Source organism: Haloarcula salinisoli (assembly GCF_019599405.1).
GTDB classification, from domain to species: Archaea; Halobacteriota; Halobacteria; order Halobacteriales; family Haloarculaceae; genus Haloarcula; species Haloarcula salinisoli.
In genome coordinates this window covers 669,144-693,346 of record NZ_RKLQ01000002.1, presented here as the reverse complement: position 1 = coordinate 693,346, position 24,203 = coordinate 669,144, and the positions used below count along the sequence as shown (strand labels likewise).

General features: G+C 65.3%; 20 protein-coding genes. 11 read left to right on the top strand and 9 right to left on the bottom strand.

The features are described from left to right. Window positions 1–111 precede the first annotated feature (111 nt). Together EGD98_RS20805 and EGD98_RS12780 are read left to right on the top strand one after the other, a co-directional pair. On the top strand, window positions 112–4,089 hold the full coding sequence (locus EGD98_RS20805; RefSeq protein ID WP_236039473.1) for a PKD domain-containing protein: 3,978 nt from the start codon (window positions 112–114) through the stop codon (window positions 4,087–4,089). After that, entirely contained in the window at window positions 4,086–5,537 is a 1,452-nt protein-coding gene (locus tag EGD98_RS12780) for a DUF8159 domain-containing protein (RefSeq protein WP_220588759.1), read from the top strand. Before EGD98_RS20805 ends, EGD98_RS12780 begins: the two co-directional genes overlap by 4 nt. 228 nt (window positions 5,538–5,765) lie before the next feature. Here the strand turns inward: EGD98_RS12780 and EGD98_RS12775 are convergent, their stop codons facing one another. The 3 genes from EGD98_RS12775 to EGD98_RS12765 all read right to left on the bottom strand — a co-directional run bounded on the left by EGD98_RS12775 (window position 5,766) and on the right by EGD98_RS12765 (window position 8,159). Beyond that, window positions 5,766–6,338: a hypothetical protein gene (locus EGD98_RS12775; RefSeq protein WP_220588758.1), complete on the bottom strand. Its 573-nt coding sequence runs from the start codon at window positions 6,336–6,338 to the stop codon at window positions 5,766–5,768. 83 nt (window positions 6,339–6,421) lie between these two features. After that, complete coding sequence (locus EGD98_RS12770; RefSeq protein ID WP_220588757.1) at window positions 6,422–7,534, bottom strand: pyridoxal-phosphate-dependent aminotransferase family protein; 1,113 nt, start codon at window positions 7,532–7,534, stop codon at window positions 6,422–6,424. 145 nt (window positions 7,535–7,679) lie between these two features. Then, window positions 7,680–8,159, bottom strand: coding sequence for a hypothetical protein (locus EGD98_RS12765; protein ID WP_220588756.1), 480 nt, complete (start codon window positions 8,157–8,159; stop codon window positions 7,680–7,682). 79 nt (window positions 8,160–8,238) lie between these two features. Here EGD98_RS12765 and EGD98_RS12760 point away from each other — a divergent pair, with 79 nt between their 5' ends. The 3 genes from EGD98_RS12760 to EGD98_RS12750 all read left to right on the top strand — a co-directional run bounded on the left by EGD98_RS12760 (window position 8,239) and on the right by EGD98_RS12750 (window position 11,598). Next, window positions 8,239–9,117, top strand: coding sequence for a hypothetical protein (locus tag EGD98_RS12760; protein WP_220588755.1), 879 nt, complete (start codon window positions 8,239–8,241; stop codon window positions 9,115–9,117). Between the two features lie 122 nt (window positions 9,118–9,239). Next, window positions 9,240–10,973, top strand: a complete 1,734-nt coding sequence (locus EGD98_RS12755) for an excinuclease ABC subunit C (RefSeq protein WP_220588754.1) — start codon at window positions 9,240–9,242, stop codon at window positions 10,971–10,973. Between the two features lie 292 nt (window positions 10,974–11,265). Continuing rightward, window positions 11,266–11,598, top strand: a complete 333-nt coding sequence (locus tag EGD98_RS12750) for a DUF7344 domain-containing protein (protein WP_220588753.1) — start codon at window positions 11,266–11,268, stop codon at window positions 11,596–11,598. A 16-nt stretch (window positions 11,599–11,614) separates the two neighbouring features. Here EGD98_RS12750 and EGD98_RS12745 read toward each other — a convergent pair whose 3' ends face one another. Continuing rightward, on the bottom strand, window positions 11,615–12,298 hold the full coding sequence (locus EGD98_RS12745; protein WP_220588752.1) for a helix-turn-helix domain-containing protein: 684 nt from the start codon (window positions 12,296–12,298) through the stop codon (window positions 11,615–11,617). A 200-nt stretch (window positions 12,299–12,498) separates the two neighbouring features. Here EGD98_RS12745 and EGD98_RS12740 point away from each other — a divergent pair, with 200 nt between their 5' ends. Together EGD98_RS12740 and EGD98_RS12735 are read left to right on the top strand one after the other, a co-directional pair. Next, window positions 12,499–12,711 (top strand): hypothetical protein, encoded by a 213-nt coding sequence (locus EGD98_RS12740; RefSeq protein WP_220588751.1) that lies wholly within the window; start codon window positions 12,499–12,501, stop codon window positions 12,709–12,711. A gap of 226 nt (window positions 12,712–12,937) precedes the next feature. Further along, window positions 12,938–13,858 carry a M48 family metallopeptidase gene (locus EGD98_RS12735; protein ID WP_220588750.1) on the top strand — a complete coding sequence of 307 codons (921 nt, stop codon included), beginning with the start codon at window positions 12,938–12,940 and terminating at the stop codon, window positions 13,856–13,858. Here EGD98_RS12735 and EGD98_RS12730 read toward each other — a convergent pair. From EGD98_RS12730 to EGD98_RS12720, 3 genes are all read right to left on the bottom strand, one after another. Further along, window positions 13,855–14,781, bottom strand: coding sequence for a hypothetical protein (locus EGD98_RS12730; RefSeq protein WP_220588749.1), 927 nt, complete (start codon window positions 14,779–14,781; stop codon window positions 13,855–13,857). The genes EGD98_RS12735 and EGD98_RS12730 overlap by 4 nt on opposite strands. A gap of 102 nt (window positions 14,782–14,883) precedes the next feature. Then, a complete protein-coding gene (locus tag EGD98_RS12725) occupies window positions 14,884–15,282 on the bottom strand; it encodes a DUF5518 domain-containing protein (RefSeq protein ID WP_220588748.1) in 399 nt (132 codons plus the stop codon). A 247-nt stretch (window positions 15,283–15,529) separates the two neighbouring features. Further along, window positions 15,530–16,372, bottom strand: a complete 843-nt coding sequence (locus EGD98_RS12720) for an alpha/beta fold hydrolase (protein ID WP_220588747.1) — start codon at window positions 16,370–16,372, stop codon at window positions 15,530–15,532. Between the two features lie 278 nt (window positions 16,373–16,650). Here EGD98_RS12720 and EGD98_RS12715 point away from each other — a divergent pair, with 278 nt between their 5' ends. From EGD98_RS12715 to EGD98_RS12700, 4 genes are all read left to right on the top strand, one after another. Next, complete coding sequence (locus EGD98_RS12715; protein WP_220588746.1) at window positions 16,651–17,001, top strand: hypothetical protein; 351 nt, start codon at window positions 16,651–16,653, stop codon at window positions 16,999–17,001. Window positions 17,002–17,082: 81 nt separating this feature from the next. Beyond that, the gene (locus tag EGD98_RS12710; protein ID WP_220588745.1) at window positions 17,083–17,946 is read left to right on the top strand and encodes an SDR family oxidoreductase; all 864 of its coding nucleotides are present in this window, start codon (window positions 17,083–17,085) and stop codon (window positions 17,944–17,946) included. A 37-nt stretch (window positions 17,947–17,983) separates the two neighbouring features. Beyond that, the gene (locus tag EGD98_RS12705) at window positions 17,984–18,982 is read left to right on the top strand and encodes a potassium channel family protein (RefSeq protein ID WP_220588744.1); all 999 of its coding nucleotides are present in this window, start codon (window positions 17,984–17,986) and stop codon (window positions 18,980–18,982) included. A 123-nt stretch (window positions 18,983–19,105) separates the two neighbouring features. Further along, a complete protein-coding gene (locus EGD98_RS12700) occupies window positions 19,106–20,281 on the top strand; it encodes a PQQ-dependent sugar dehydrogenase (protein ID WP_220588743.1) in 1,176 nt (391 codons plus the stop codon). 38 nt (window positions 20,282–20,319) lie between these two features. Here EGD98_RS12700 and EGD98_RS12695 read toward each other — a convergent pair whose 3' ends face one another. Beyond that, window positions 20,320–21,558, bottom strand: a complete 1,239-nt coding sequence (locus EGD98_RS12695; protein WP_220588742.1) for a hypothetical protein — start codon at window positions 21,556–21,558, stop codon at window positions 20,320–20,322. Between the two features lie 318 nt (window positions 21,559–21,876). After that, the gene (locus EGD98_RS12690; protein ID WP_220588741.1) at window positions 21,877–23,421 is read right to left on the bottom strand and encodes a TIGR00341 family protein; all 1,545 of its coding nucleotides are present in this window, start codon (window positions 23,419–23,421) and stop codon (window positions 21,877–21,879) included. Window positions 23,422–24,203 lie beyond the last annotated feature (782 nt).

The window sequence follows — 24,203 nt, the reverse complement described above, 5'->3', positions numbered from 1 at the left end:
ATGACGGGTCCGGACTCGGTCCGACTTTTCGGCCCCCAATCTGCCTAATAAATTTAGTTACTAACAATGCGTATTATATTGCTTCGGGCGATTATGAATTGTAGTAACAAGATGACAGCCCAAGGGACACCGGACCAGGATAGCGAGAAAGAGGACCGCGAGGGGGACAGACACGCACACTCACGTCGGGCACTGCTGGCGTCGATAGGGGCCGGGGTTGCGGGAGCCACACTCGGCGGGCTCACAGAGACGGCGAGTGCCAGCGGCGAAGATAGTTCGGCCGGCGAGTTCATCGAGAGCACGTCGCCGGCGACGACCGCGACGGCGGACGGCTCGTGGTCTGACGGGGCTGTCTGGGACAACGGCGTGCCCACAGCGGGCCAGACCGTCCGTATCGACTCCGGTGTAACGCTCACCGTCGACGGCACCACCGAGAAAATAAAGAATCTCGATGTGGCGGGCACGCTTACCTTTGCTACGGACACGGACAGCCATCTCCGGGCTGAAACCATCGTCACCCGGCCCGACAGCACGATGCATATCGGCACCGAATCGGACCCGATTTCACCGGACAGCGAGGCCCGCATCACCATCGTCCACCACGAGGACATCAGCGAGAAGGACGACCCCGAGCGAATCAGCAAGGGGCTCATCACGATGGGGGAACTCGAGATCCACGGTGCCGAGAAGACGAGCTGGGACGAGCTCGCGAGTGCGCCGACGGCCGGCGACACCACCATCGAACTCGCCTCGGCACCGACAAACTGGAACGAGGGCGACGAAATCGTTATTCCGGGATTAGATCCGAGTTCGAACGAGGACGACGAGCGAACGATTGCGAGCGTCTCAGGCGCGACGGTCGAACTCGACGAGCCACTCGAGTACGACCACGTGCCGCCCGAAAACAATCTCGACGTGGAGCTGACGGCCTACGCGCTCAACCGCACGCGGAACGTCCGCTTCGAGTCAGAAATCAAAGAGACGGATGTCACCAACGAAGCCCGAATCAATCGGCAGGGCCACTTCATGGTGATGCAGCCGGCCCAGTCGATCAGCTATCTCGAGGTCGATCACTTCGGGCGGACGAACAAGAACTTCTGGATGGACGAGCAAGATTACAGCGGCGACCGGGTCCACGGTCACGGGACCGAAGAACCCAGCGAACCGAACATCGTCGCGCGATACGGGCTTCACTTCCACCAGACTGGCGTCGGTGAAGATCCACACGAGGTAACCGGCGTCGTCGTCCAGCACTCCCCCGGGTGGGGCGTCGTCAATCACAGTTCGCACGCGAACGTGCGCGACTCTATCACCTACGACGTCTTCGGCTCCGGGTTCGTCGCCGAGGCCGGCAAGGAGCGTGGCTCGTTCGAGCGCTGTTTCGCGCTCCGGTCGGAAGGCTCTCGGAATGTCAAGGAAACATACAACGACCTGAATCTAATGGGCCGGGCCCCGACAGAAGAGGTCGATTTCGGCCACGAAGGTGAAGGGTTCTGGCTCCAGGGGCCGGCCGTGGCAGTCGACGACTGTGTCGCAGCTGGCCACGACGGGTACGCCTTCGCACTCTGGAACGAGCCCCTGGATGGCAAGATGCCCGGGGAATTAGCCAAAGAGGATGGGCTCGTTGATACCGCCTACACGATCAGTCCGAGATTCCTCCCGCTGAAATCGTTCAGCAACAATACGGCCTTTGCCGCCTCTGGTGGCTTCGATTACGGCTTTTCCCGTCCGAGAAGCGAGTCAGTTGTCGAGACGTTCACCGTGTACAACATCGGACCGAGGATCAACACCTCGACCTGGCACTACCCCGCAGGGGCCCCGTACTTCATGGGTTCATATGGCAACTGCATGATAGCAAACCGGTATGGCTCAGACCTCCGTGTCGAAAATCCGCAGTTCTGTAACGTCGACGGCGAAAGCGGTCACGGCCCCGACGGGTATCACGGCCACGGTATCCGCCGGAACTACCAGGCCGAGGATCCAGTCGGGGTCTACGGCGGCGTCATGGAGGGGCTGAACGTCGGCGTTCAGGTGTGCCTCAACGCGAACGAAGAAGATGTCGACGACGTTAGCTTCTACAACAACCAGCATAACATCGTCTTCGAGAACCGTACGGTACTCCGTAGTCTTGTAGACTATGGGGCCGACTATGTGGCCGACCTGACCGTCCATCCGGGAACGAAAGTCGACTTCTGGTGGAGTTCCGCCGATGTCAAATCCCAGCCGGAGGCAGCAGCGTGGGATGGGAACAGCGCGACACACAGGGTTTCAGGCGAATACGAATTCAGGTGGATGGACACGCCTGCGATGATGACTGTCACCGAGGAACCGCCCGAAGGGCAGGGCCCGGTTGCAGCGTTCGACCACCAGTCGACGGACACCGCCAGTGAGCCCGTCACCTTCGACGCGAGCCCGTCGACCCCGTCGGACTCGATTACCAGCTACGAGTGGGCGTTTGGCGACGGCACCACCGGGAGCGGGAAGACTGTCGAACATAGCTACGACACCAGTGGGTTCTACGATGTGACGTTGACAGTGACCGACGACGCGGGGAACACTGGCGAAACCACGACCGAAGTCGCTGCCGGTGAGACTCACGAGATACTGATCAACGGGCTCGACGACAAGGGCTCGGAGTACGAGCTCTCCGTCAGTGGCACGCTGGAAAAGGGCGAGTACGCGAGCGGGCAGGACACTGTCGAGGGGAGTACGGCAACGGGAGAGATCGGCGGCGGACAGGACAACTATCACTACACGGGTGAAATTACCAGGTGGTCCCTCGAGAAGGACGTCCCGCTCGAAATCACGATCGACGGCGAGGAAGTCGACCAGTCGACACTCGGTAACCTAGGGTTTGCGACCACGAACGAGAGCGGGACGACAGTGTCGTTCGACGCGAGCGGGTCGAGCCTCACGGATGGCTCGATCACCAGCTACGAGTGGGCGTTTGGCGACGGTGCGACTGCCAGCGGCGAGACCGTCGAGCACACCTTCGACGAGGCGGGATACTACGACGTAACGCTGACCGTGACCGACGACGCGGGCGACACCATCGAAACCACGAAAGAGGTCACTGTCGGTGAGCCCCACGAGATAGTCATCAACGGGCTCGACGACCAGCACGCCGATTACGAGCTCTCTGTCAGTGGAGAGATCAAAAAGGGCGAGGACGCTAGCGTCATAGATTCCATCGAAGAGGACACTGTGTCGGCAGAGATCGGCGGCGAACAGGACAACTATCACTACGATGGCGAGATCACCGGCTGGTCGCTGGATAAAGACATCCCCATCAAAATTACAATCGACGGTGAGGAAGTCGACCCGTCGACGCTCGGTGACGGGAGCACTGAGCGCCACGAGATAGTCATCGATGGGCTCGATGACCAGGTATCGGACTACGAGTTCTCCGTTAGCGGAGCGGTGGAAAAAGGCGAGCACGCGGGCGGTCCCGACGATGTCGAGGGGAACACTGTTTCGGGACAGATCGTTGCCGGTAAGGACAGTTACCTCTACGAGGGCGAAATTACCAGCTGGTCCCTCGAGAAGGATATCCCGGTCAAAGTCACGATCGACGGCGAGGAAGTCGACCCGTCGACGCTCGGTAACTCGGACGACGGCGGCGACTCGGACGCGGACAAAACAGTCACCGTCGCGCCCGACGGAAACCACGAGTTCTCGCCGGCCGACCTGACCGTCGAGCCAGGCACGACTGTCACGTTCACCTGGGACGCCGGCGGGCATACTGTCACGGTCGACAGCCAGCCCGACGACGCCTCCTGGAGCGGCGTCGACAGCACCCAGAGCGAGGGCCACACGCTCACGCACACGTTCGACGTCGAGGGCACCTACGAGTACCACTGCCAGCCCCATCAGAGCCACATGCAGGGGACGATAACCGTCGAGGGCTCCCAGTCGGTCTCCGAGGCCTTCGACGAAGACGACGACGGCAAGATGGACGACAGCGAGATACTGGACGCAGTCGAGTACTGGCAGGACGAGGAGCCGGTCCCCGGCATCGGCGGCGAGATAATCGATGACCAGAAGATACTGGATCTCGTCGAGAGCTGGCAGGGCGGGGGAGACGAATGAACCGCACCCTGCTCGGTGTCGCCGTCGTGACCCTCCTCGCGGTGCTTGCGGCACCGGCGATAGCCGACCCGGCGACGACGTCGGTAGACGGACCCTCCGAGGTCCAGCCCGGTGAGAACGTCACGTACACGTTCACGCTGACCAACACCGGCGAAAACGATAGCGCCTACACGCTGAACGCGACCCTGCCCGACGGCTGGGAGATAGTCGACCGGACCGACGACGGTGGGTACTGGCAGGACTCGGACACCGAGTGGCTCTTCCTGTCGACCGAGCCTGGGGAAACCCGAGAACCCACACTCACGGTCTCAGTGCCGGAGAACGCGGCGAACGGGACTGTCGAAATAACGTCCACGACCTCGGATAAAAAGGGTGTACGGGACAGCGCAGCCAAGGAGGTGACCGTCGAGAGCGACGGTGGCGATGGCAGCGACGGCAGCGATGGTGACGACGGTAGTGACGGTGGCGACGGCAGCGATGGTGACGACGGTAGTGACGGTGGCGACGGCAGCGATGGTGACGACGGTAGTGACGGTGGCGATGGTAGCGACGGTGGCGACGGTAGTGACGGTGGCGATGGTAGCGACGGTGGCGACGGCAGCGACGGTGGCGACGGGAGTGACGGTGGCGACGACTACAGCGGCGGTGGCGATAGCGGCGACAGCAGTAGCGACGACACCGGCGACGACACAAGCGACAGCGGCAGTATCGATAGCGACAGCGACGAGACTGATACCCTCTCCGGCGACGACGGCAATACGAGCAGTGCGCCGGACAACAGTAGCTCCGACGCCGAGTCGAACACGACAGCGGAGGAGTCGGACGAAACGACCGCGAGTGAACCGACCGAGACGGCTGGCGGACCGACGCCCGAACCCGCCGACGAGCCCGCGACTGACGAGGTGTCTGCCACCGAGACCGACAACGGAACGGCAGCCTCGGATACCGAGAACGATTCGAACACCGCCGTCGGGGTCGGTCTCAGCGCACTGTTACTACTCGCCGTCGGCGTCGGGATGATAACCGTCCGACGGAACGTGACCGACCAGCCGATTGTCGAGGGGTCGATTGCCGAGATCGTCAGCGGTGGTTCACAGACTGAGTCCGGGACGACCGCGAGTGCCGACACCGGCGACGGCTACGGCGAGGCAGACATCGAAGTACACAGCTTCCACGCGGCCCCCGACAAGTGCACTCTCACCTATTCGACGGAGAAGATAGGCAACAAAGAGCTCGGTGACGAAGTCAGGGAGGTCGCACGCGGCTACGCCTCGGCCGACAACGACGATGTCCGAACGCAGCGCCTGGAGGCGACAATCGTCGACGGGGACCTGACGGTGGCGACGTGGGAGATTCGTAGCGAGTGGATGGAGCAGTTCAAAGACGGGGAACTGTCCGCTGAGGCGTTCGAACGGCGGGCCGTGGCGACACTCAGTTTCAGTAACTGAGAGACTCTTTCCCGGCCGTCTGTCGGTTCGTTGCCCGAGGCTGTCAGGGGCCGGAACCTCACCACGTGTCGAGCGTCACAGACGTCGATGGCCGTCGTGTGTCCGCAGTTTCGCACAAGAGCGACTGGTCGTGCTTCTCAACAGAATCAGTACCGACGGCGAGGACATCGCCGGGCTGAGCTTTGTCATCGCGCTCGTGGTCGCGTGGTGGTGTTCCACGTCCACCGGTTAGCCGGTCGCGTTGGCCCACGTCCGAGCGGGACGGTCCTCGGCGCTGTGCGGACAGCCGGCGTCCGCCCAGCGGCCACCGCCGACCGAGCTACAGCCGGCGAACCGGCCGTTCTCGACGTGGGTTATGCTGTGGCCGCTCGCGTCCGGGACGAGGCCGTCGTCGGTGCCGCCACTGGTCCGGTATTCGAGGCGGTACTGCACGCCCACTTCGCAGGTCTCGTTTGCCGGCCCCGTCCGGTCGCTCTCGACGTTGACGCGGAACGTGCTGTAGTCCGCGCCCACCGGCGAGGTCCGTTCGGCCCACGCCGAGAGGTTCGCGTCCCGCGTGCCGGTCTCGACGAACGACGTCCGCTCGTAGGTCCCGTTGGGCCCGTTCCGGCTACTGGCGTAGGTGGCCACGTCCTCGCGACAGCCCGCGTCGAGGCGTTCGAGGTCTGTGATTTCGATGTCGGTCGGGCCGGTGCCGTCGCTGACCAGCGGGAGCGCGTATATCGCGCCGGAGCTGACGGCGGCCATACCGAGGACGAACGCCACAGCCGTGACGGCGGCTGTGCGGGCGGTGGAGGGCATGGCCCGGTGTAGACAGACCGGTCACATCAAGGTAGGGTCCGTCGGTCGGGACAGGCAGGTAGAAATCGGGGTGGTCGCGCCAGCTACAGGTCCGCGACCTCTTCGATGGCGTCGGTGAGCTCCGTGATGGACTCGACGGTGTGTTCGCCCATGTGGCCGATACGGAACGTCTGCTCGCCCAGCTGGGAGCCGTAGCCGTTCGAGAACACCATGTCGTACTCCTCGGAGACTTCTTCGATGGTCTCGGCGACGTCGATACCCTGCGTGTTCTCGATGCAGGCGACGGTCTGGGACTCGTAGCCGTCCTCGGGGAACATCGCGAAGTGCTCGTCGGCCCACTCGTGGACGTACTCCATCATCTCTTTGTGGCGCTGGTCGCGGCCCTCGTGGCCCTCTTCGAGCATGTACTTCATCTGCTTGCGGTAGGCCAGCATGACCGGAATCGCGGGCGTGGAGTGAGTCTGGCCCTTCCGGTCGTAGTAGTCCAGACAGCGCTGGAAGCCGCCGTACCACGAGGCCTGGTCCCGTTCGAGCTCGCGGTCGTAGGCCTCGTCGCTGACGACACAGACGGCCAGGCCGGGCGGCATGGCGAAGGCCTTCTGGGTCGACGCGAAGATGACGTCGATACCGTGTTCGTCGATATCGAGGTAGTCGCCGCCGAGACACGACACCGCGTCGACGACGAAGTAGGTGTCGGGATACTCGTCGACGATGTCGCCGATCTCCTCGACGGGGTTGCGGACGCCGGTAGAACTCTCGTTCATCACGCAGGCGACGACGTCGTAGTGTTTGTCGCTTGCCTCGAGTTCCTCGCGGATGTCCTCGGGTTTGACAGCCTCGCCCCAGTCGTATTCGAGGCGGTCGACGTCCTTGCCGAGCCGTTCGGCGACGTTGGCGTGGCGCTCGCTGAAGCTGCCACAGGTCGGGACGAGGATGTTCTCGTCGACGAGGTTGAGCGTCGAGGCCTCCCAGAACTCGGTGCCGGAGGCGGTGAGGATGATGACCTCGTTGTCGGTGCCGAGGAACTCCTTGGTGTCCTCGACGATGGTCGTATAGAGGTCGGTCATCCGGTCCATCCGGTGGCCGAACATCGGCTGGGCCATCTCGTCGATTACGTCCTCGCGGACTTCGGTCGGGCCGGGGATATACAGTGTCTTGTCCGTATAATCGTCTGTGTATTCCTGTTTCTTGGTCACGGGAGCCACCTTGTTAGCGGCAGTTTCGCGCGGGGCGGCATGGTAGTTTTGATACGGCGCTGGCGGTGACCGCGTCAGACGGTCAGCTGGAAGCCATTGCCGGACCCGCAGCGGAAATCACCGGTAAAGCGTTCACTCGGCCGTCTCAGTCGATAGCGCGGGCGATGGACGACACCACGATAGCGTAGGCCAGCGCCGGCACGAGTCTGCCAAGCGAGAGGCCGCCGGTGCCGGGCACCACGAGCGAGAGCGTCCAGAGGACCAGGGGGGCCACGGCCAGCGCGAGGCCGCCCTTCGAGGCCGCCTCGCGCAGCGAGGCCTGTCTGGCGGCGTAGATGCCCGAGCCGACGGCGGCAGCGGCGTAAAACAGCAGCATATTCGGCGGGGTTGCGAAGGGGAGTGTCACCAGCCCGACGATGGCGACGAGGAAGCCGACCGTCGTGGCATCGCTGCTGCCGCCGTCGACCGACTCCTCGTAGTCCGCGTTCTCGGTGGCACGGTCCTGGACAGGCCGCCCGCTGTCGGCGTCCACGGCGCTCGGGAAGTCCTCGCCGCAGTGCATACACCACGTCGCCGTCGAGCTGACCTTCCCGGCACACTCCGGGCAGCGGGGGTCAGAGACCATACGATACGTTCGGGAGGGGGTTGTGTTAGCCGTTGGGGTCGGGGCTACATTCATAACCGAAGACCAGACAAAGAAGGGTATGAGCTGGGTCGAACAGGCGAGGAGCCTCCTCCACAACAACGAGTCGATACGCGAGGAGGTCAGAATCGGGTCAGGTGGCGTGGTCGTAACCAACCAGCGGCTACTCGTGTTCACCCCGGGACAGCCGGGCGCGAACTTCCGGCAGGTCGACCGGCCGAACGTGGAGTCGGTCGAGCGCCGCACCAGCGGTGACCGGAAGTTCCTCATGCCGGGTCTGAAAGCCGGTATCGTCGGGCTGACGATGGTGGCGTTCGGGTACGCGTTCAACTTCGACGACTTCGCCGAGGGTATCGCTCTGGATAGCGGCACCGGTGCCGCCGGTGCCGTCGGTGTCGGGGGACTGCTGGGGTTGATACAGACCGCCATCGAACTGTTCGCACTGTTCGACGAACTGCTCCGTATCTTCGGCGGCCTGGCACTTGCGTTCAGCGCCGTCGCGCTGGGCGTCTACGTCTGGAGTCGGGAGGACCAACTGGTCGTCTCGGTCGCCGGCGAGGGCAAAATCGAGCTTCCGGCAACCGACGACGTGGACGACGCCCTCCTCGACCGTCTGCGGACCGCCATCCAGCCCGGCGGGGCGGCCCCGGCGGCCACGCCGGGCGGCTTCGGCGAGGAGGTCACCGAGACGAAGACCGACGACCCGCTCGGTGACAACATCGACTTCGGTGACGGAGCCGCGACCACGGGCCAGGGCGCCGGTGAGTCACGCAACCCAGAACCGGTGCCCTCGGCGTCGGTCGAGGGCAGTGAATCGACCGAACCGGTCCCCGTCGACGGGGACGCAGTCGAGAACGTGCTCGAGGCGATGGACGACACCGAGAGCGAGGGGGCGACCGAAGACGGCACGCTCGACCTATCAGACCCCAAGGACCGCTGAGACGGTTCCCCGGAGCGTATTTCTGGATTGCACCGCCCCCGGGTCGGTTCATACAGGTAACTCACGACAGCGGTCCGTATGTGTCGTGACGTTCAACACCGCCGAGCGCCTACCGGCATCCGATGGACGGAGCGGGCGTGCGCCGGCGGGCCACCGAGTTGCCTGACGAGCCCGGCGTCTACCAGTTCGAAGACGACGACGGCCGGGTCCTCTACGTCGGGAAAGCCGTCTCCCTGCGCGAGCGGGTCCGCTCGTACGGCGACCCTCGCAGCCGGCGCATCGCCAAGATGGTCCAGCGGGCGTCAGTGGTGGATTTCGCGGTCACCGACACGGAGACCCAGGCGCTGTTGCTGGAGGCCAACCTCATCAAGCGCCACCGGCCCCCCTACAACGTCCGGCTGAAAGACGACAAGTCCTACCCGCTGGTCCAGCTGACCGACCACGCCGTCCCGCGCATCGAGGTGACTCGCGACCCCGACGACGGCGCGACGGTGTATGGCCCCTTCACCGACAAGGGGCGGGTCGAGACGGTCGTGAAGGCCCTGCGGGAGACCTACGGGCTTCGGGGCTGTTCGGACCACAAATACTCGAACCGCGAGCGGCCCTGTCTCGACTACGAGATGGGTATCTGTACCGCGCCCTGTACGGGGGAGATTACGGAATCGGCGTACGCCGCCGACGCCGAGAGCGCGAAGCGCTTTTTCGAGGGCGAGGTCGGCGTGCTCGCGGACCCACTCCGTCGGGCGATGGAGCAGGCCTCGTCGGACCAGGAGTTCGAGCGGGCCGCGAACCTGCGGGACAAGCTCGGTGCCGTCGAGGCGCTCCACGGCGAGGGCGACACCGCCGTCAGCGACGCCGGGAGCGGGGCCACGACGGACGTCCTCGGGGCCGTCATCGAGGGCGACCGGGCCGTCGTCGCGCGGCTCCACGCCGAGGGCGGGAAGCTGGTCGAGCGCGACCGCTACACCCTCGACGCACCGGACGGCGAGGGGCCGGCGGGCGTCTATCGGGCCTTCATCCCCCAGTACTACGCCGAGCGTGAGCTCCCGAGCAGAATTCTCTGTTCCGAGGACCCCGCCGACCCGGAGATAGAGCGGTGGCTCGAGGCGGAGGGTGTCACGCTGGCGGTGCCTGGCGCCGGCCGGGAGGCGACGCTGGTCGACCTGGCGCTGAAGAACGCCCAGCAACGCGGCGGGCGGGCGGACGGCGTCGGCGAGCTGGCCGACGCGCTGGGCATCGCCCGACCGGAACGCATCGAGGGATTCGACGTGAGCCACGCCCAGGGCCGGAGTGCCGTCGGCTCGAACGTCCTCGCCGTCGGTGGTGACCCGGACACAAGCGGCTACCGGCGCAAGAAGCTCACCGAGCGCAACGACGATTACGCCAATATGCGCGAGCTCGTTCGCTGGCGGGCCGAACGCGCACTCCAGGGGCGAGACGACAGGCCCGACCCCGACCTGTTGCTCATCGACGGCGGCGACGGCCAGCTGGGGGCCGCCCGGGACGCGCTGGCCGAGACCGGCTGGGACGTGCCCGCTATTGCACTCGCAAAGGACGAGGAACTCGTGATAACGCCGGAACGGGTGTACGACTGGGACGACGACGCCCCGCACCTGCATCTCCTCCAGCGGGTGCGCGACGAGGCCCACCGCTTTGCCGTCCAGTACCACCAGACGCTGCGCGACGAGGTGTCGACGCCGCTGGACGACCTCCCCGGTATCGGGCCGGAGACGCGCAAGGCGCTGCTCCGTCGCTTTGGCAGCGTCGAGCGCATCCGCGCGGCCGACCGCGGGGAACTGACTGAAGTCGACGGCGTCGGCGCGGCCACGGCGGAGACGATTCAGACGCGGCTCTGAGGGGGACAGTGGCTTCTTGACGGCTGATTCGATAGGATAGCTGTGGGGCGGCTAACGGGCGGTATAAATCATATCTCGCGATATCAAATCGGGTTCGGCGGCGACCCAGACAGCCGCCCCGGCCCCGCAAGCTCCCGTCGCGTGGTTTCGAGGTCGGTAGCCCCTATCGGCGGCGCCAGCGCCCCGGGAATCGAGATGTGCATTCGATATTGTCACCAGTTTCTCAAGACCGGCATGGTGTGCCATTGGGAGCGCTTAGGGGCGTTTCAGAGCAAGTCCATCTGTGTTGAACGTGCCAAAACCAGAGAGGGATACGAAGTTAGGTCAGGCGCTCGAAGCGCTGTCGGATCGCTACCGGCGAGAGTTGCTGCTGGCACTCCTGGCCGAGAATCCACAGGACGACGACGACCGCGACCCGCTGGATATCATCGACCCGCCCGAGGAACCCGAGGTACTCGAAACCGAACTGTTCCACAAACACCTCCCGAAACTTGAACAGATGGGATACATCGAGTGGGACCGGGACACCGGCCAGATAGCGACGGGTCCAAACTGGGAGGACATCGCACCGGTCATCGAGCTCATCGCAAACCATCGGGGCGAGCTGCCTGACGGCTGGGTCTAGCGGACGACTGCTGGGGTCACGGTTCCGGCGAGCCGGGCTCCTCCTGGCCCTCCATCGCCGCCACCAGTGAGTTATCCACGAGAGCCACGATAGCGCGCCGCAAGCGCTCGGTCACCGCCTGGTCGGAGATGTCGAACTCGTCGGCCAGGTCCTGCGTGGATATCTCCCGGGGCAGCGAGTAGTAGCCCTTCCGTACCGCCCGAACCAGCGTGTCCCGCTGGCGCTGTGTCAGCCCGTAGAACGGGCCGCTCTCGGGTCGGGTCGGGTTGTAGATGCGAGCGACTTCCAGCGAGATGCCCGCCTCCGAACAGTACTCCTTGAAATCGCTCAGGGCTCCGTGAGAGCGGAATCGGAGCTCGAACTCCCACGTGTTCGGGCCGCCGGTGGCGCCCAGCAGGTGTGCGTTCGTGGCTTCGATGCCCTCGAACAGGCGGTCCTGAGAGACGTCCCAGTCGAGCGCGAACAGCGTCCGGTCTTCGTGCGAGCTCACCGCCTGGATGTCTTTCACGGTGGGGTGGTTCTGGACCGCCGCCCTGAACGCCTCGCTCTCTTCGGTGCCGTGGATAGTGAAGAAGGGCACGGCCTGTTCCCCGAGCGGGACCAGGTCCTCGAGGACAATACTTCGCCCCTCGGATACATCTAGAATCTGCCCCAGTTCAAATGACATAGCGGGGACACGCAGATGCGCGATAACGCTCATTTCGTATTGCTTTGCCTTTTACGGGTAAATATAGGTGGCATGGTTGACCAACCTAGGAAATTTGCATGGTGCACCATGCTTGTCGGCGGGCCTTTACGCGTGGGAGTCGTCTCCTCAGACGGATAACCGCCCTTCGCGGAGAACATCCCCACAGCGTTTGCCAGGCAAGGGGTCGGACCACTCCTTCGGGTCGCGGCCAGATGCCACATCTCGTGAAAGACGAATATAAATCAGCAGTCACTGTCACCAGCCCCGACCAGTTCGAGGCCGCCCTCGCCGCCATCGTCGAAACGGCCATCGAAGCAGACGTCGACGTCCGTGGGGCCTGGGAGTTCCAGACCCGCGGCTCGACCCACGACTGGGAGGTCAACGTCATCGAACTGGCGAAACGATTCGACGACGAGGACAGCTGAGCTAGCTGTTTTGATGGCAGTATTTAGTTATGCGTATCGGACTGCATACAGCCAGAAAGGGGCCGGTCGCTCGACGAACCCGGACGAAGCAAGCACGCGTAGCGCGCGCAGCGAGTCCTGGGAGTCGAGCGACCGGGGGCTTTCTGGCTCTCGGTAGCAATCGCTGCGAAACCAGACGCGACCAGCCGACCCAAGCGACTTTTCGGCGCCACACGTAGGTGTCAGCATGGCAATCGGGCGACGGCTCGTACTGGGGGTGGTGGGACTGGGGACGCTCGTCGTCTACCTCGTCGCCGGCGTGGTCGGCTACCGGCTGCTGAGCCTGCTGTGGGCCCAGCGACCGTCGCCGGCGGTCGTCGTCGCCATCGTGCTGGGCACGGCGGTGCTCTTTGGCGGCCTGAGCTACTGGACCGGAACGGCACGGCTCAAGCGGTCCCTCGAGGCGGTGGTGGTGCCACGCTCGCGGGCGCCGGCGCTGTACCGGCGATACGACCGGCTGACCGACCGGATGCGGGCCGGCAAGCCGTCGCTGCTGGTGGCGCGCCTGCCGGTGCCCAACGCCTTCGCCGTCGGCGGGCCAAACGGGGCTATCGTCGTCGACCGGCGGCTCTTTGCACTGCTGTCGCTCGACGAGATGGAGACGCTGTTGGCCCACGAACTCGCACACTTCGAGCGCCGTGACGCCCTGGTCCAGACGCTGGGGTACAGCCTCACCCAGAGCATCGTCGGGCTCGTCGGCATCTTGCTCTTCCCGGTCGTCGTGCTCACCGGCGGCATCGCGCGAGGGGTCGCCCTGCTGCGTGGCGACCCCGAATCGTGGTCCCGGTCGTGGCTCGGGCGGACCCACCGCGGCGCGCTGGGCGTCATCGCGCTGGTGGGCTTTGCCGTCACGCTGCTGGTCCTGTCGTACTCCAGACGGCGCGAGTGGGCCGCGGACGACCGTGCCGCGACGGTGACGGGCAACCCACTGGCGCTTGCGCGGGCGCTGGGGAAGATAGAACGCGCCTCGACGCCGGACCTGGGCCCGCTGACGCCGCTGTACGTCCACGGGACCGAGGAGAATCCGCTCTCGCGGCTGCTGTCGACGCACCCGCCGATGGACGCTCGCATCGAGCGGCTCAGAGAGCGGGCCCGACAGCGCCTCTAGGTGTCGAGCAGCGACGCCAGCGTCCGGCGCAGCTCCCCGGTCGTCGGGCTCTGGGGGACCTGCGCGAGCAGGTCCTCGCGAAGCGCCGAAAGCGCCCCGTCGACGCCGAGGCCCCCCAGTCGGTGGCCGTGTTTCAGCGCGATGCGTGGCGAGACGTCGAACAGGAGGTCCTGCTTGCCGATGGTCGAGTGGGTGATAGCCAGCGCTTCGACAGCGCTGTCGACGAAGGCCGCTCGCTCGCCGTCGGACCCAACCCCGTCGAGGGCGGCCGAGAGCAGGGTTTCGAGACGGTCGGTCCGGTCCGGGAGCGCGGGCGGGGCCGCCAGCGTGGTCGTGCCGTGGGGGTGTTCGGGGGTCATGCTCTCTCTGGGTGCATACGAGAGCGTGGCCCCGCTGACCGGCGCCGTCGCGTCCGGCAACGGCGACGTGAGCCGCTTCGAGGGCCGCGTATCGGTGAAGACGACGTGGAGATTGGTCGGGTCGCCGGAGGCGGGGGCCTCACTCCCCGCAGCGGGCTGGTCGTACCCCCGCCACAGCGTCTCCCGGAGCGTTCCCGGTACCGGGCCGGTGTCGCCCCGAAGTTCGACGTGAAGCACGACCGGCCCCTCGCCGCTGCGGTCGAGGACGCGCCAGAGGGTGTCGACGCTGTCCCGGGCGAGCGGCGACAGCCGGTAGCAGGGACAGTCGCGCTCGGCCGCCAGCGAGCGCGCCAGTGCGAGCCCGCGCCAGCCGGTCATGTCGGCGACGTACAGCCACGGGAGGGCGTCGACTGGCCCGAGGCTGGGGTCGCCGGCCGCCGTATCGAGCGTCGCAGGCACCAGGTCGAGGTACGCGTCGAGGCCCGCCAGCTCGGGTGAAAAGTAATCCGCGAGCGCCGCGGGAACTGCCGTCTCGACCGTACAGTGAGTCGGGACCGATTGCATGTGCGCAAGCTTCGACTGTCGGGCTGAAAACACTGCCGAGAGGCGACTGTAAAACGGGGTTAGCGGACTGTTGCCTGCGAAAGATGGGATATGAAACGGTGCTCAGCGGGGCGCCGGTTCCTCCATGGGCCGGGGAGCGCGGCGGCGCTTCATGTAGCCGCCGATGGCCCCGGCCACACCGCCGGGAATCGCCTGCACGAACAGGGCGAGCACCGCGACCGACGCGCCGGCGGCGGCGGGGACGATGCCGACGAAGAGGACGGCGCCGACGGTGAGCGCGACGAGCAGCGCGAGCGCGCCGACTATCGTCGCCAGCGCACCGTGGACGGCCCCGTTGCCGACACCAGACACCATGTAGCCGGCGACGAAACCACCGACCAGCCCGGGCAGAGCCAGGAGGTAGACGGACGTCTCCGAGAGCGGACCGGCCCACGAGACGAATACTCCGAGAGCGATAGCGACGACGAATCCGGTCAGTACTGCACGCCAGTTGATGTTCATGATCACGTAGATATGGGCCCCAATCCGTCTTAGTATGGCGTTCACTATCCGAGCAGTAAGCTGAGCGGATGCGACCGGACGTCTATCAGGTACACTCCAGGCGACAGACGCTCAGATGGAGTACAATCCACAGTTCGACGAGGGCGGGTACTCGCGACGCCAGTACCGATTCGATATAGCAGTATTTGATTTATTTCCGCAGGCAGCAGAGACGACCCCGCCGTCGATATCGTCGGTCGAGAACGGCTCATACCCCCGAAATCACGCCCCTGATGAGTTGAGCGACGGCGTCCGGGTTCTCGCGGGGCGCCCAGTGGGCACAGTCGTCGAGTACCGTCAGCTCGCCCCCGGGAACCCGGTCGGCAGTCCGCCGAGCCCACGCCACGGGAAACACCTCGTCGTGGGCGCCGTGGATGAACTGTGTCGGCATCGAGAGCTCGCTGAATCTGTCGGTGAAGGTCGTCCGGTAGCCATCGCGGGTGACCTCGGCGTCCCGGAACCGCCGGAACGCCGCGCCCGCGGTGGGCCGCTGGACCTCCCGGTAGACCGCCTCGACAGCCGCCGGGGGGAGGCTGTCGAGGTCGTGGACGATACCGCCCAGACTCGCGCGCGTGAGTCGGCGGCTCCGCCGGAAGGCGGCGATGGCGAGTTTGTTGAACAGTTGCACCCGTGCGAGGGCATACGAGAGCAGTCCGTTCGGGAGCTCGCGTCCGAGGCCGAACGGGTCGATGGGGACCAGCCGGTCGACCAGATCGGGGCGGTCGAGCGCGACCTGTATCGCGACACCCCCACCCATCGAGAGCCCGACGAGCGTCACCGGCCCCAGGTCCAGTGCCTCGAGCACGTCGGCGACGACGCCAGCGTGGCGCGGTATGGAGTACGGACCCGGCGGCAGGTCGCTCTCGCCGTAGCCCAGCAGGTCCGGCGCGAGGACCCGGTAGTCGGGCGCGAGCCGGTCGATAACCGGCGGCCAGGAGACGGTCGCGGCGTCGATGATGCCGCCGTGGAGCAGGACGACCGGCGGCCCGTCACCGGCCTCGCGATAGTGGATTCGGGGTCCGTCGATCGTGACAGCGCCGTCTGTTACCATACTGATACTATCTGTCCCACACACTGAAGGATTTCGGCGTCTGGCTAGCGAAAGGCGCTGTTCGCCGTCGAATCTGTGTTTCGGACGAAACAGGTAGTAAACTGTTTTCCGCTATATCAAACAGCGCTAATCGTCGCCGGGGCAGCACTGCCGGTGCCGAAGCTGGTCGCTGTCTTCCCGTCGTCTACGGCGTGGTGCTGGGCGCGGCGGCGGCCGTCCTCCCGCTCTGACTCGGGGCTCTCCCATCTTTTTGCCGTTCCGAGCCGACTACCAGGAAGATGGACACCGGACCGACGCGACTCGTTCAGGAGGGCACCCGCTACGTGGAAGCGCTGGCCGTCGCCGCCGCCTTCCTCCACGGCGGGCAGGACCTCATGCGCGGCGAACCGGCGGCGCTGGGACTCCCGGCGTGGCTCTTCGCGGCCGGCTTTTTCGTCTACGCACTCGCCCTCGCGCACTGCGCGCGTCGACCTCGCGTCCGCGTCGCGCTCACGGGCGCCGTCCCGGTCGGTATCGGGCTGTTCCACCTCGTCGACACGCACTCGGGCGGGTTCTTCGTGCCAATCACCTACGCGACACTCCTCTTTGGGGGCGGCGTGCTGGCGCTGGCCGCGCTGGGGCGTGACTGAGCGGCGGGCTCACACCCTGTTTCCCGCACGTGAGGTGCAGTTAACACGCCGGCGAGAGAATAGTTGTCTGAGTGATACGAAATGGCTGATTCAGACATGGAGCTCTCGGCGCCGGAGCTGAGCGAGGGGGATTTCCTGCGAATCGACGACCCGTACTTCGATACCGAAACCGTCGCCATAGTCACCGGGGCGGCCTCCGGCATCGGCCGAGCGACGGCGGTGGGGCTCGCGGCCAACGGCCTGACGGTGGTCGGTGCCGATATCGACGCCGAGGGGCTCGACGAGACGGCCGATATCGCCGAGGATTTCGACGCCCCGGGGACGTTCCACGGCGTCGAGACCGACCTGACCGACGATGGCGACGTCGAAGCGGTCGTCGGGGCCGCGGCCGACGAGGGGACGCTCAGATACGTCGCCAACATCGCCGGCATGCAACACATCGCCAGTATCGCCGAGTTCCCGATGGCGAAGTACGACCTGTTGCTGGATATCATGCTCCGCGCGCCGTTCAAGATGGCCCAGGAATCGATACCCCACATCGAGGCGACCGACGACAGCGTCGGTGCCATCGCAAATATGTCCTCGGTCCACGGCCAGTACGCGACGAAAGACAAGACCGCCTACATCACGTCGAAACACGGTTTGAACGGCCTCACACGCTCAATTGCCGCCGAAGGCAACGGGACGCTGCGGGGGTTCTCGGTCAGCGTCGGCTACGTGCTGACGCCGCTGATGGTCGACCAGATAGAAGACACGGCCGAGGAGCGGGACATCTCGAAACGCGAGGTCGTCGAGGACGTGATGCTCGGCCAGGCTCGCACGAAGGAGATGATGACACCGGCCGAGGTCGCGAACCTTTTCATCTTCGGCTTCTCCTCGCACGCGACCCACCTCAACGGCGGCGACCTGCTGTTCGACGGCGGGTACACCCACACGTACGAGTGATTCGAGACGCTGCCCTCCCAGTTCGGGAGGAAAACCCGTGAACCCCCTGCCGTTCATCGTCGGTCTGTTCTTGCTCTGTCTCGCGATTGCCGACCTCCTCTGGACGACGCTCTGGGTCGAGGGCGGCGCGGGGCCGCTTACGGCCAGCGCGATGCGGTGGACCTGGCGCGGCGTCCGTCTGGTCGGCCGTCGCCGTCGGAGCCTGCTGACGGTCGCCGGCCCGGTCGTCCTCCTGCTTTCCATCACGCTCTGGCTCGGCCTGCTGTGGGCCGGGTGGACGCTCGTCTTCGCCGGCCTCGAGGACGCTATCACCGACACGCTCGGTCCAGGCCCGATATCGTGGACCGAGCGGCTCTACTTCGTCGGTTACTCACTTTTCACCCTGGGGAACGGTGATTTCGCCCCCCGGGACGGCCTCCCACAGATGCTGACCGTTCTCACGACCGCCAGCGGGATGCTGTTTATCACGCTCATCGTCAGCTACGTCATCTCGGTACTCGACGCCGTCACGCAAAAGCGCGCGCTGGCCAGTTCCGTCAGCAGTCTCGGACAGCACGGCGAGGCTATCGTTCGGACGGCGTGGGACGGTGCGGACTGTGCGGCGCTCGAACTGCCGCTTGCCTCGATAACGTCGGATATCAACGAACTCACGACGAACCACCAGGCCTACCCGATACTCCACTACTTCTACACCGACGACCCCACGTTCGCGACGGTCCGCAGTATCGCGGTGCTGGACGACGCGCTGACCATCCTGCAGTTCGGAACCCCGGGCCCACACCGACCCGCAGACGCGGTCGTCCAGAGCGCCCACAGGAGTATCGGGACCTATCTCGAGACGGTCGGGTCGTCGTTCGGCCACAGCGCCGACACGGCACCCGACGTGCCCGACCTGTCCACCCTGCGCGAGGCCGGTGTCCCGACTGTCGAGGACGGACGGTTCCGCCGGTCCGTAGACGACGTGGCTGCCCGGCGCAAGCAGTTAGGGGGGCTCCTCGAGGCCGACGCCCGCGAGTGGCCGGTGGCCGACGAGTGAGCCGCGTGGCTGGCCCAGCGCCGGCCCGCCCGAAGGACGGTCCCAGCGGTCGCCGTCGGCGTGCAGCCCCACCGAGCCAGTGTGAACGAGGTTAACAACACCGAAGCCACATAGGTAGGTACAATGAACAGACGTGCGTTCCTCGCCACTGGCGGGCTGGGACTCGCCGGGACACTCGCGGGGTGTAGTTTCGGCAACGGCGGCCGACGGACTGACACTGCCGACAGCGACGTCGCGGTCGAAACCGTCGCCGAGGGGCTGGAATCACCGTGGAGTATCACGCCGCTGCCCGACTCGTCACAGCTTCTGGTCACCGAGCGGGTCGGCCGCGTGACACTGGTCGACCGGGAGTCGGGCACGGTCACGGCCGTCGACGGGACGCCAGACGTCTACGCGTCAGGCCAGGGCGGGATGCTCGATTCGACGCTCCACCCCGAGTACCCGGACGAACCCTGGGTGTACCTGACCTACTCCGGGGCCAACGACAGCGGCGAGTCGGCCACCCACCTGGGTCGGGGTCGGCTCGACGTCGCGGCCGCCCGCTTCGAGACGTTCGAACAGCTCCACGTCGCCGAGCCGTTCGTCGACGACGACGGCCACTTTGGCTCCCGCGTCGTGTTCGGGCCCGACGGATTGGTGTACATGACTGTCGGCGACAGACAGTTCAAGGACTTCGGCCCGGACCACGTCGCCCAGGACACGACCAACGAGCTCGGGACCACGCTCAGACTGACGCGGACGGGCGAGGTGCCCGACTCGAACCCCTTCGTCGACGAGCAGAGCGTCGTCGACTCGATTTTCAGTTACGGCCACCGCAACGCCCAGGGGATGACGGTCCACCCCGAGACGGGCGCTATCTGGCAGGCCGAGTTCGGCGAGCAGGACGGCGACGAAATCAATATCCTCGAGGCGGGCGCGAACTACGGCTGGCCCATCGCCGACGAGGGCTGTACCTACGGCGAGGGCGACCCCATCGGCGTCAGCCACGCGGACCGCGACGACGTCGTGGCTCCAGTCTACTCGTGGCCGTGTGGCTCGGGCGGGTTCCCGCCCAGCGGCGCGACGTTCTACACTGGCGATGCCTTCCCCGACTGGCAGGGCGACCTGTTCGTGGGCGGGCTCGCCTCGCAGTATCTCGCCCGGTTCACCGTCGACGGCCAAGCAGTCGAGGAAGCCTCGGGGCTGCTCGAAGGACGGGAGTGGCGAATCCGTGACGTCGTCGTCGAACCCGACAGCGGCCATCTGCTGGTGATTGTCGATTCCCCCGACGCACCCCTCGTTCGGCTCCGCCCGGCCTGACCCCGTCCCGGTACGGCCGAGGACCCGTCCCGGGACAGCTACACCCGCTGGCGGAGCGCCCACACGTCCGCGGTCGGGTCGAGATTGCTCGGCTCGGCCCCGCGCTCGGTCAGGATGCCGGTGTGGTACAGCATCGCCTTCAGCTGGAAGACGGTCGGTGCGTGGTAGCTCCGGCCCTCCCGGAGCGGCGCCGGACGGAGGTCGCCCTCGGTCGTGAGCGCACGGGACCGAACGTCGTCGTCACCGCGCAGGAACAGCTCGACGGTGAAGGTCGGATGCACCTCGTGGAGATACCGAACGAGCTCGACCAGCGTCGGTCGGTCGAAGCCGTCGTCGTGCAGGGCCTGGAGCTCCTCGACCAGCAGTTGCGTCGCCGGATAGGCGAAGATGACCCGCCGAGCGAGGTCGGCCCACTCCGGCGCGAGGTCGTAGAAACACTGCGAGGAGCGATACCAGTTCTCGAACTCCGCCAGTGCACCCTCGACGTCCCCGTAGCGGGCTATCGCGAAGCGAACGACCTCCCGGCCCAGCGGCGTCAGTTCGACGCGGTCCGGGCGCTCGTCGACGAGGCCGAGAAACGCCGCCCCGCGGCGGGCGTCGTCGAAGGCCCGGACGACTTTGTGATCCGCCAGCAGCTGCTCGGTCGACCCGTCGGCGTAGTGGGCCAGCGGATAGCCCAGGTAGTTCTTGGGATGGTTCAGGCCGAACGATTTGTCGGCCACCCCCTGTGCACTCGCCTGGAATCGGATGGCAGTCGCCTCGTCGGTCGCCCGGTTCCCGACGACGCGGGGCCGCTCGACCGGCTCGACGCGTCCAGAGGCGTCGACGCCCAGGACGCCGACGTTGAGCTCCCGGGCGAGCGTGCGGTCCGTCTGCGAGACCGCGTCGGCCGGCACGGCGACGTAGGCGGCGTTGGCCTCGTTCAGCCGGTCGTACGCCTGGACGATACCCCGCTCCGTATCGACCCCGCGGTCGGTGACGCCCTTGGCCTCGACGGCGACCAGCGGCGGCTCCTCACCCAGTCGGTCGACGGCGAGCAGCTCCGGCTCCAGCGTCCGGACGCCGACGAGGTCCGGATAGCCACTCCCCACGCGCACGTGGTTGAACGGCGCGAGCGTCTCCCTGACCGACGCCTCGATGGCCTGCCCGGCCAGCCACTCCCCACCGGCGAACTGCGTATCGACGACGGCGTAGGTGCCCGACTGGTCGGCCTCGGGAAACAGCCGCCGCTTCGCGTGGGCGAGCACCTGCGGTTCCGAAAGCGGGGCGCTCGACATGCACCCACCATCGGGACTAGCGCTAATGAACGTTGAGGGTGGCCAGGGCCGGTGAACAGACAGTGTGTGCAGCGTACCGCGTGGCGAGGAGATAGATGGGTGCTGGCGCCAGAATGGGACAGCTAGTGCGTCGATAGCGCAAGTGTGCGACCGATACATAACGAACAAACGGATAAGATGAAATCCGGCGTTGGTGATGGTACGCCGTACCATGAAACACAAACAGATGGCAGTACTCCGGAAAGAATGCGCTGGTGGGAACGACCGAGCGTGTGCGACGCTCGAACAAGTGTGCGAAAGCGGCCGCGACGAAGCCTGTCAGTACATTCCCTGAACGGGGTATCGCGTCCCTCGACCGAACCGACATCTGAAGCTGATTGATTTTCCAATAGTTAGACGAGGGAGCCACCGGTGTCGGCCGCGGAGCGGGGGGGAGAAAAATGGGCGTTGCCAGGGAATATACAGACCGTACTGGCTGTTACGTCCGTCGGGCGTCGGACGGTGGACCCGGTCCGGGGCGGTGCCGACAATATCCGTTTCGGTATATCGGATTTCGACAGTCACCTCCTGGCCCGTCTCCACCCGGAGACGCGTCTGGAGACGGTCGGCGAGGCGTGGATACCGTCGCTCCGACGGTGTCCCGACGGTGACGACGACCCGGCGCGGTTCGTGTGCTGGGACCGCTGCCGGCCGGACGTCCCGAGGGAGGGCAAAGGACGGACCGCCGTAGACGACGTTGAACTCGATGAGGGCGAGTTGGTCGTAGACCGGCTGCGTGAGAATTTCGTTCGTCGAGGTCCGGACCGTTCGTTCGAACTGTGCGTCCTGGACCGACGCGAGCGTGATACCGCCGAGAAAGACCGACAGCACCGAGATGAGGACGAGCAGGACAGCGGCCCGCGTGAGCGTCTGGCTCCGTGAGTGCTCGCGTTTGGTCCCGGCCCGGGGCTGGTAGCCGAGATACCGCAGCGTCACGAGCGCGGAGAGATTGATCGCGAGGACGTTGACCAGAAGGAGGACGCCGGCGCTCAGTGCGGCGAATGGCTCCCCCCAGGCGACGGCGATCCCCGCTGCCGCCGCGGGCGGGACGAGCGCGACGGCAATCATCACGCCGACCAGCGTCGCCGAGGCACCCGAGGAGAGGCTGAATATCCCGGCGACCCCGGCGCCGAGCGCGATGAACAGCGAGAGGAAATCCGGCGAGATACGGGCGCTGACTTCCGCGATGCGCGTGATGTCCCGCCCCGGCGGCACCAGCGGTATCAGCCGGACGACCAGGGCGAAGCCACCGGCGGTGAGGACGGCGAGGGCCACACCGACGAACTGGAGGCGGACACCCCGGCGGAACATCGCCGGTTCGTCGAGCGCCGTCCCGACGCTCGCCGACAGCGCCGGTCCCACGAGCGGGGCGATGACCATCGCCCCGACGACGACCGCGGCCGAATCGAGCAGGAGTCCCGCCGTCGCGACGAGCGAACTCGTCACCGTCAGCACGAGAAACGTCTTGTTGCCGGGCGAGAGCTCCCGCGCCTGGATACGAAGCTCCGCGCGGGAGATGCGTATCTGCCAGCTCATCTCCGCGCTGTAGCGGTTCAGTAACTGCTTGAACCGCCGCGAGAGGTCGGCCTCGGCGTTACTGATGATGACGTGGGCGTCGTCGCTGAGTCCGGCGTCGTGGAGCTCGTCGATGACCGGTTCGACCGCGTTCCTGGGCACGGGAAAGGTGACGATAGCGGCGTAGTCGTCCGCACCGCTCCGCCCGCTCGTCTCCGGTGTCAGATAGTAGTCGATATCCGCGGCTTCGAGCGTGTCGACGACGACGGCTCGTTCACCCACGGGGACGCTGATTTCGACGACTCGCATACCCAAACTTTTGCTTCAGAATATATATTATCTCTGACAGTACGGCGCGGCGACGCGAGAATTTTCTTCGGCAACGGGAAATTCCACCGACTCCGTGGCTGTGTTATCGGCCAAGCTGTTGATTCGAATGTTCGGCCCGTTCGCTGGGTCAGCATAGAATGATGCACATTTGAACCGACTGCAGACTCGCTTCGCTCGTCTGCCGGGGTTCAAACCGTCGGGCGGCAGCGTTCGCTTGTCGCGTCCGCTCCTCGCAGAAAGATGGGCCCTGCCGGGGATACTCCAGAACGTTCTGGGCCGTCAGATAGTCGATTTTGCGGCTTTTGACTTAAATAAAGAGCATTTGGCGTAGTGACAGGTTCAGAGATAAGGTTCTATCAGCTGATAACTTGGATAGGATGCCCGCCAGAGGCTGACTAGCTGGGGTTTTACTGGTTAAGCTGTGAATATTTGTGGTCCATAGAAGAGAGGTGGTGAATACAGAGCGCTATGAATCTATTTTGCTTTAAATTGAAATTATAGAGCGCAAATGTTTAATATTTATGTAATTTAAATTTTGTATGAAGAGTCTGAGACAAAACCTCGCGAAGGCATCTTCCAGAACAGTATCCTATATCGGAGGCGGATTAGTGGGAGGGATGACGGTCGAGGCTGTCAAGTTCACTGATAGTGTGTATTCAATAGATTTTCTGATAGTGTTTCCTTACATCATTTTATTTGGAATCATTCTATCCAATATAGAGATATGGCTTCAGCCCTCCGAATGAAGAGTTCGATCACAG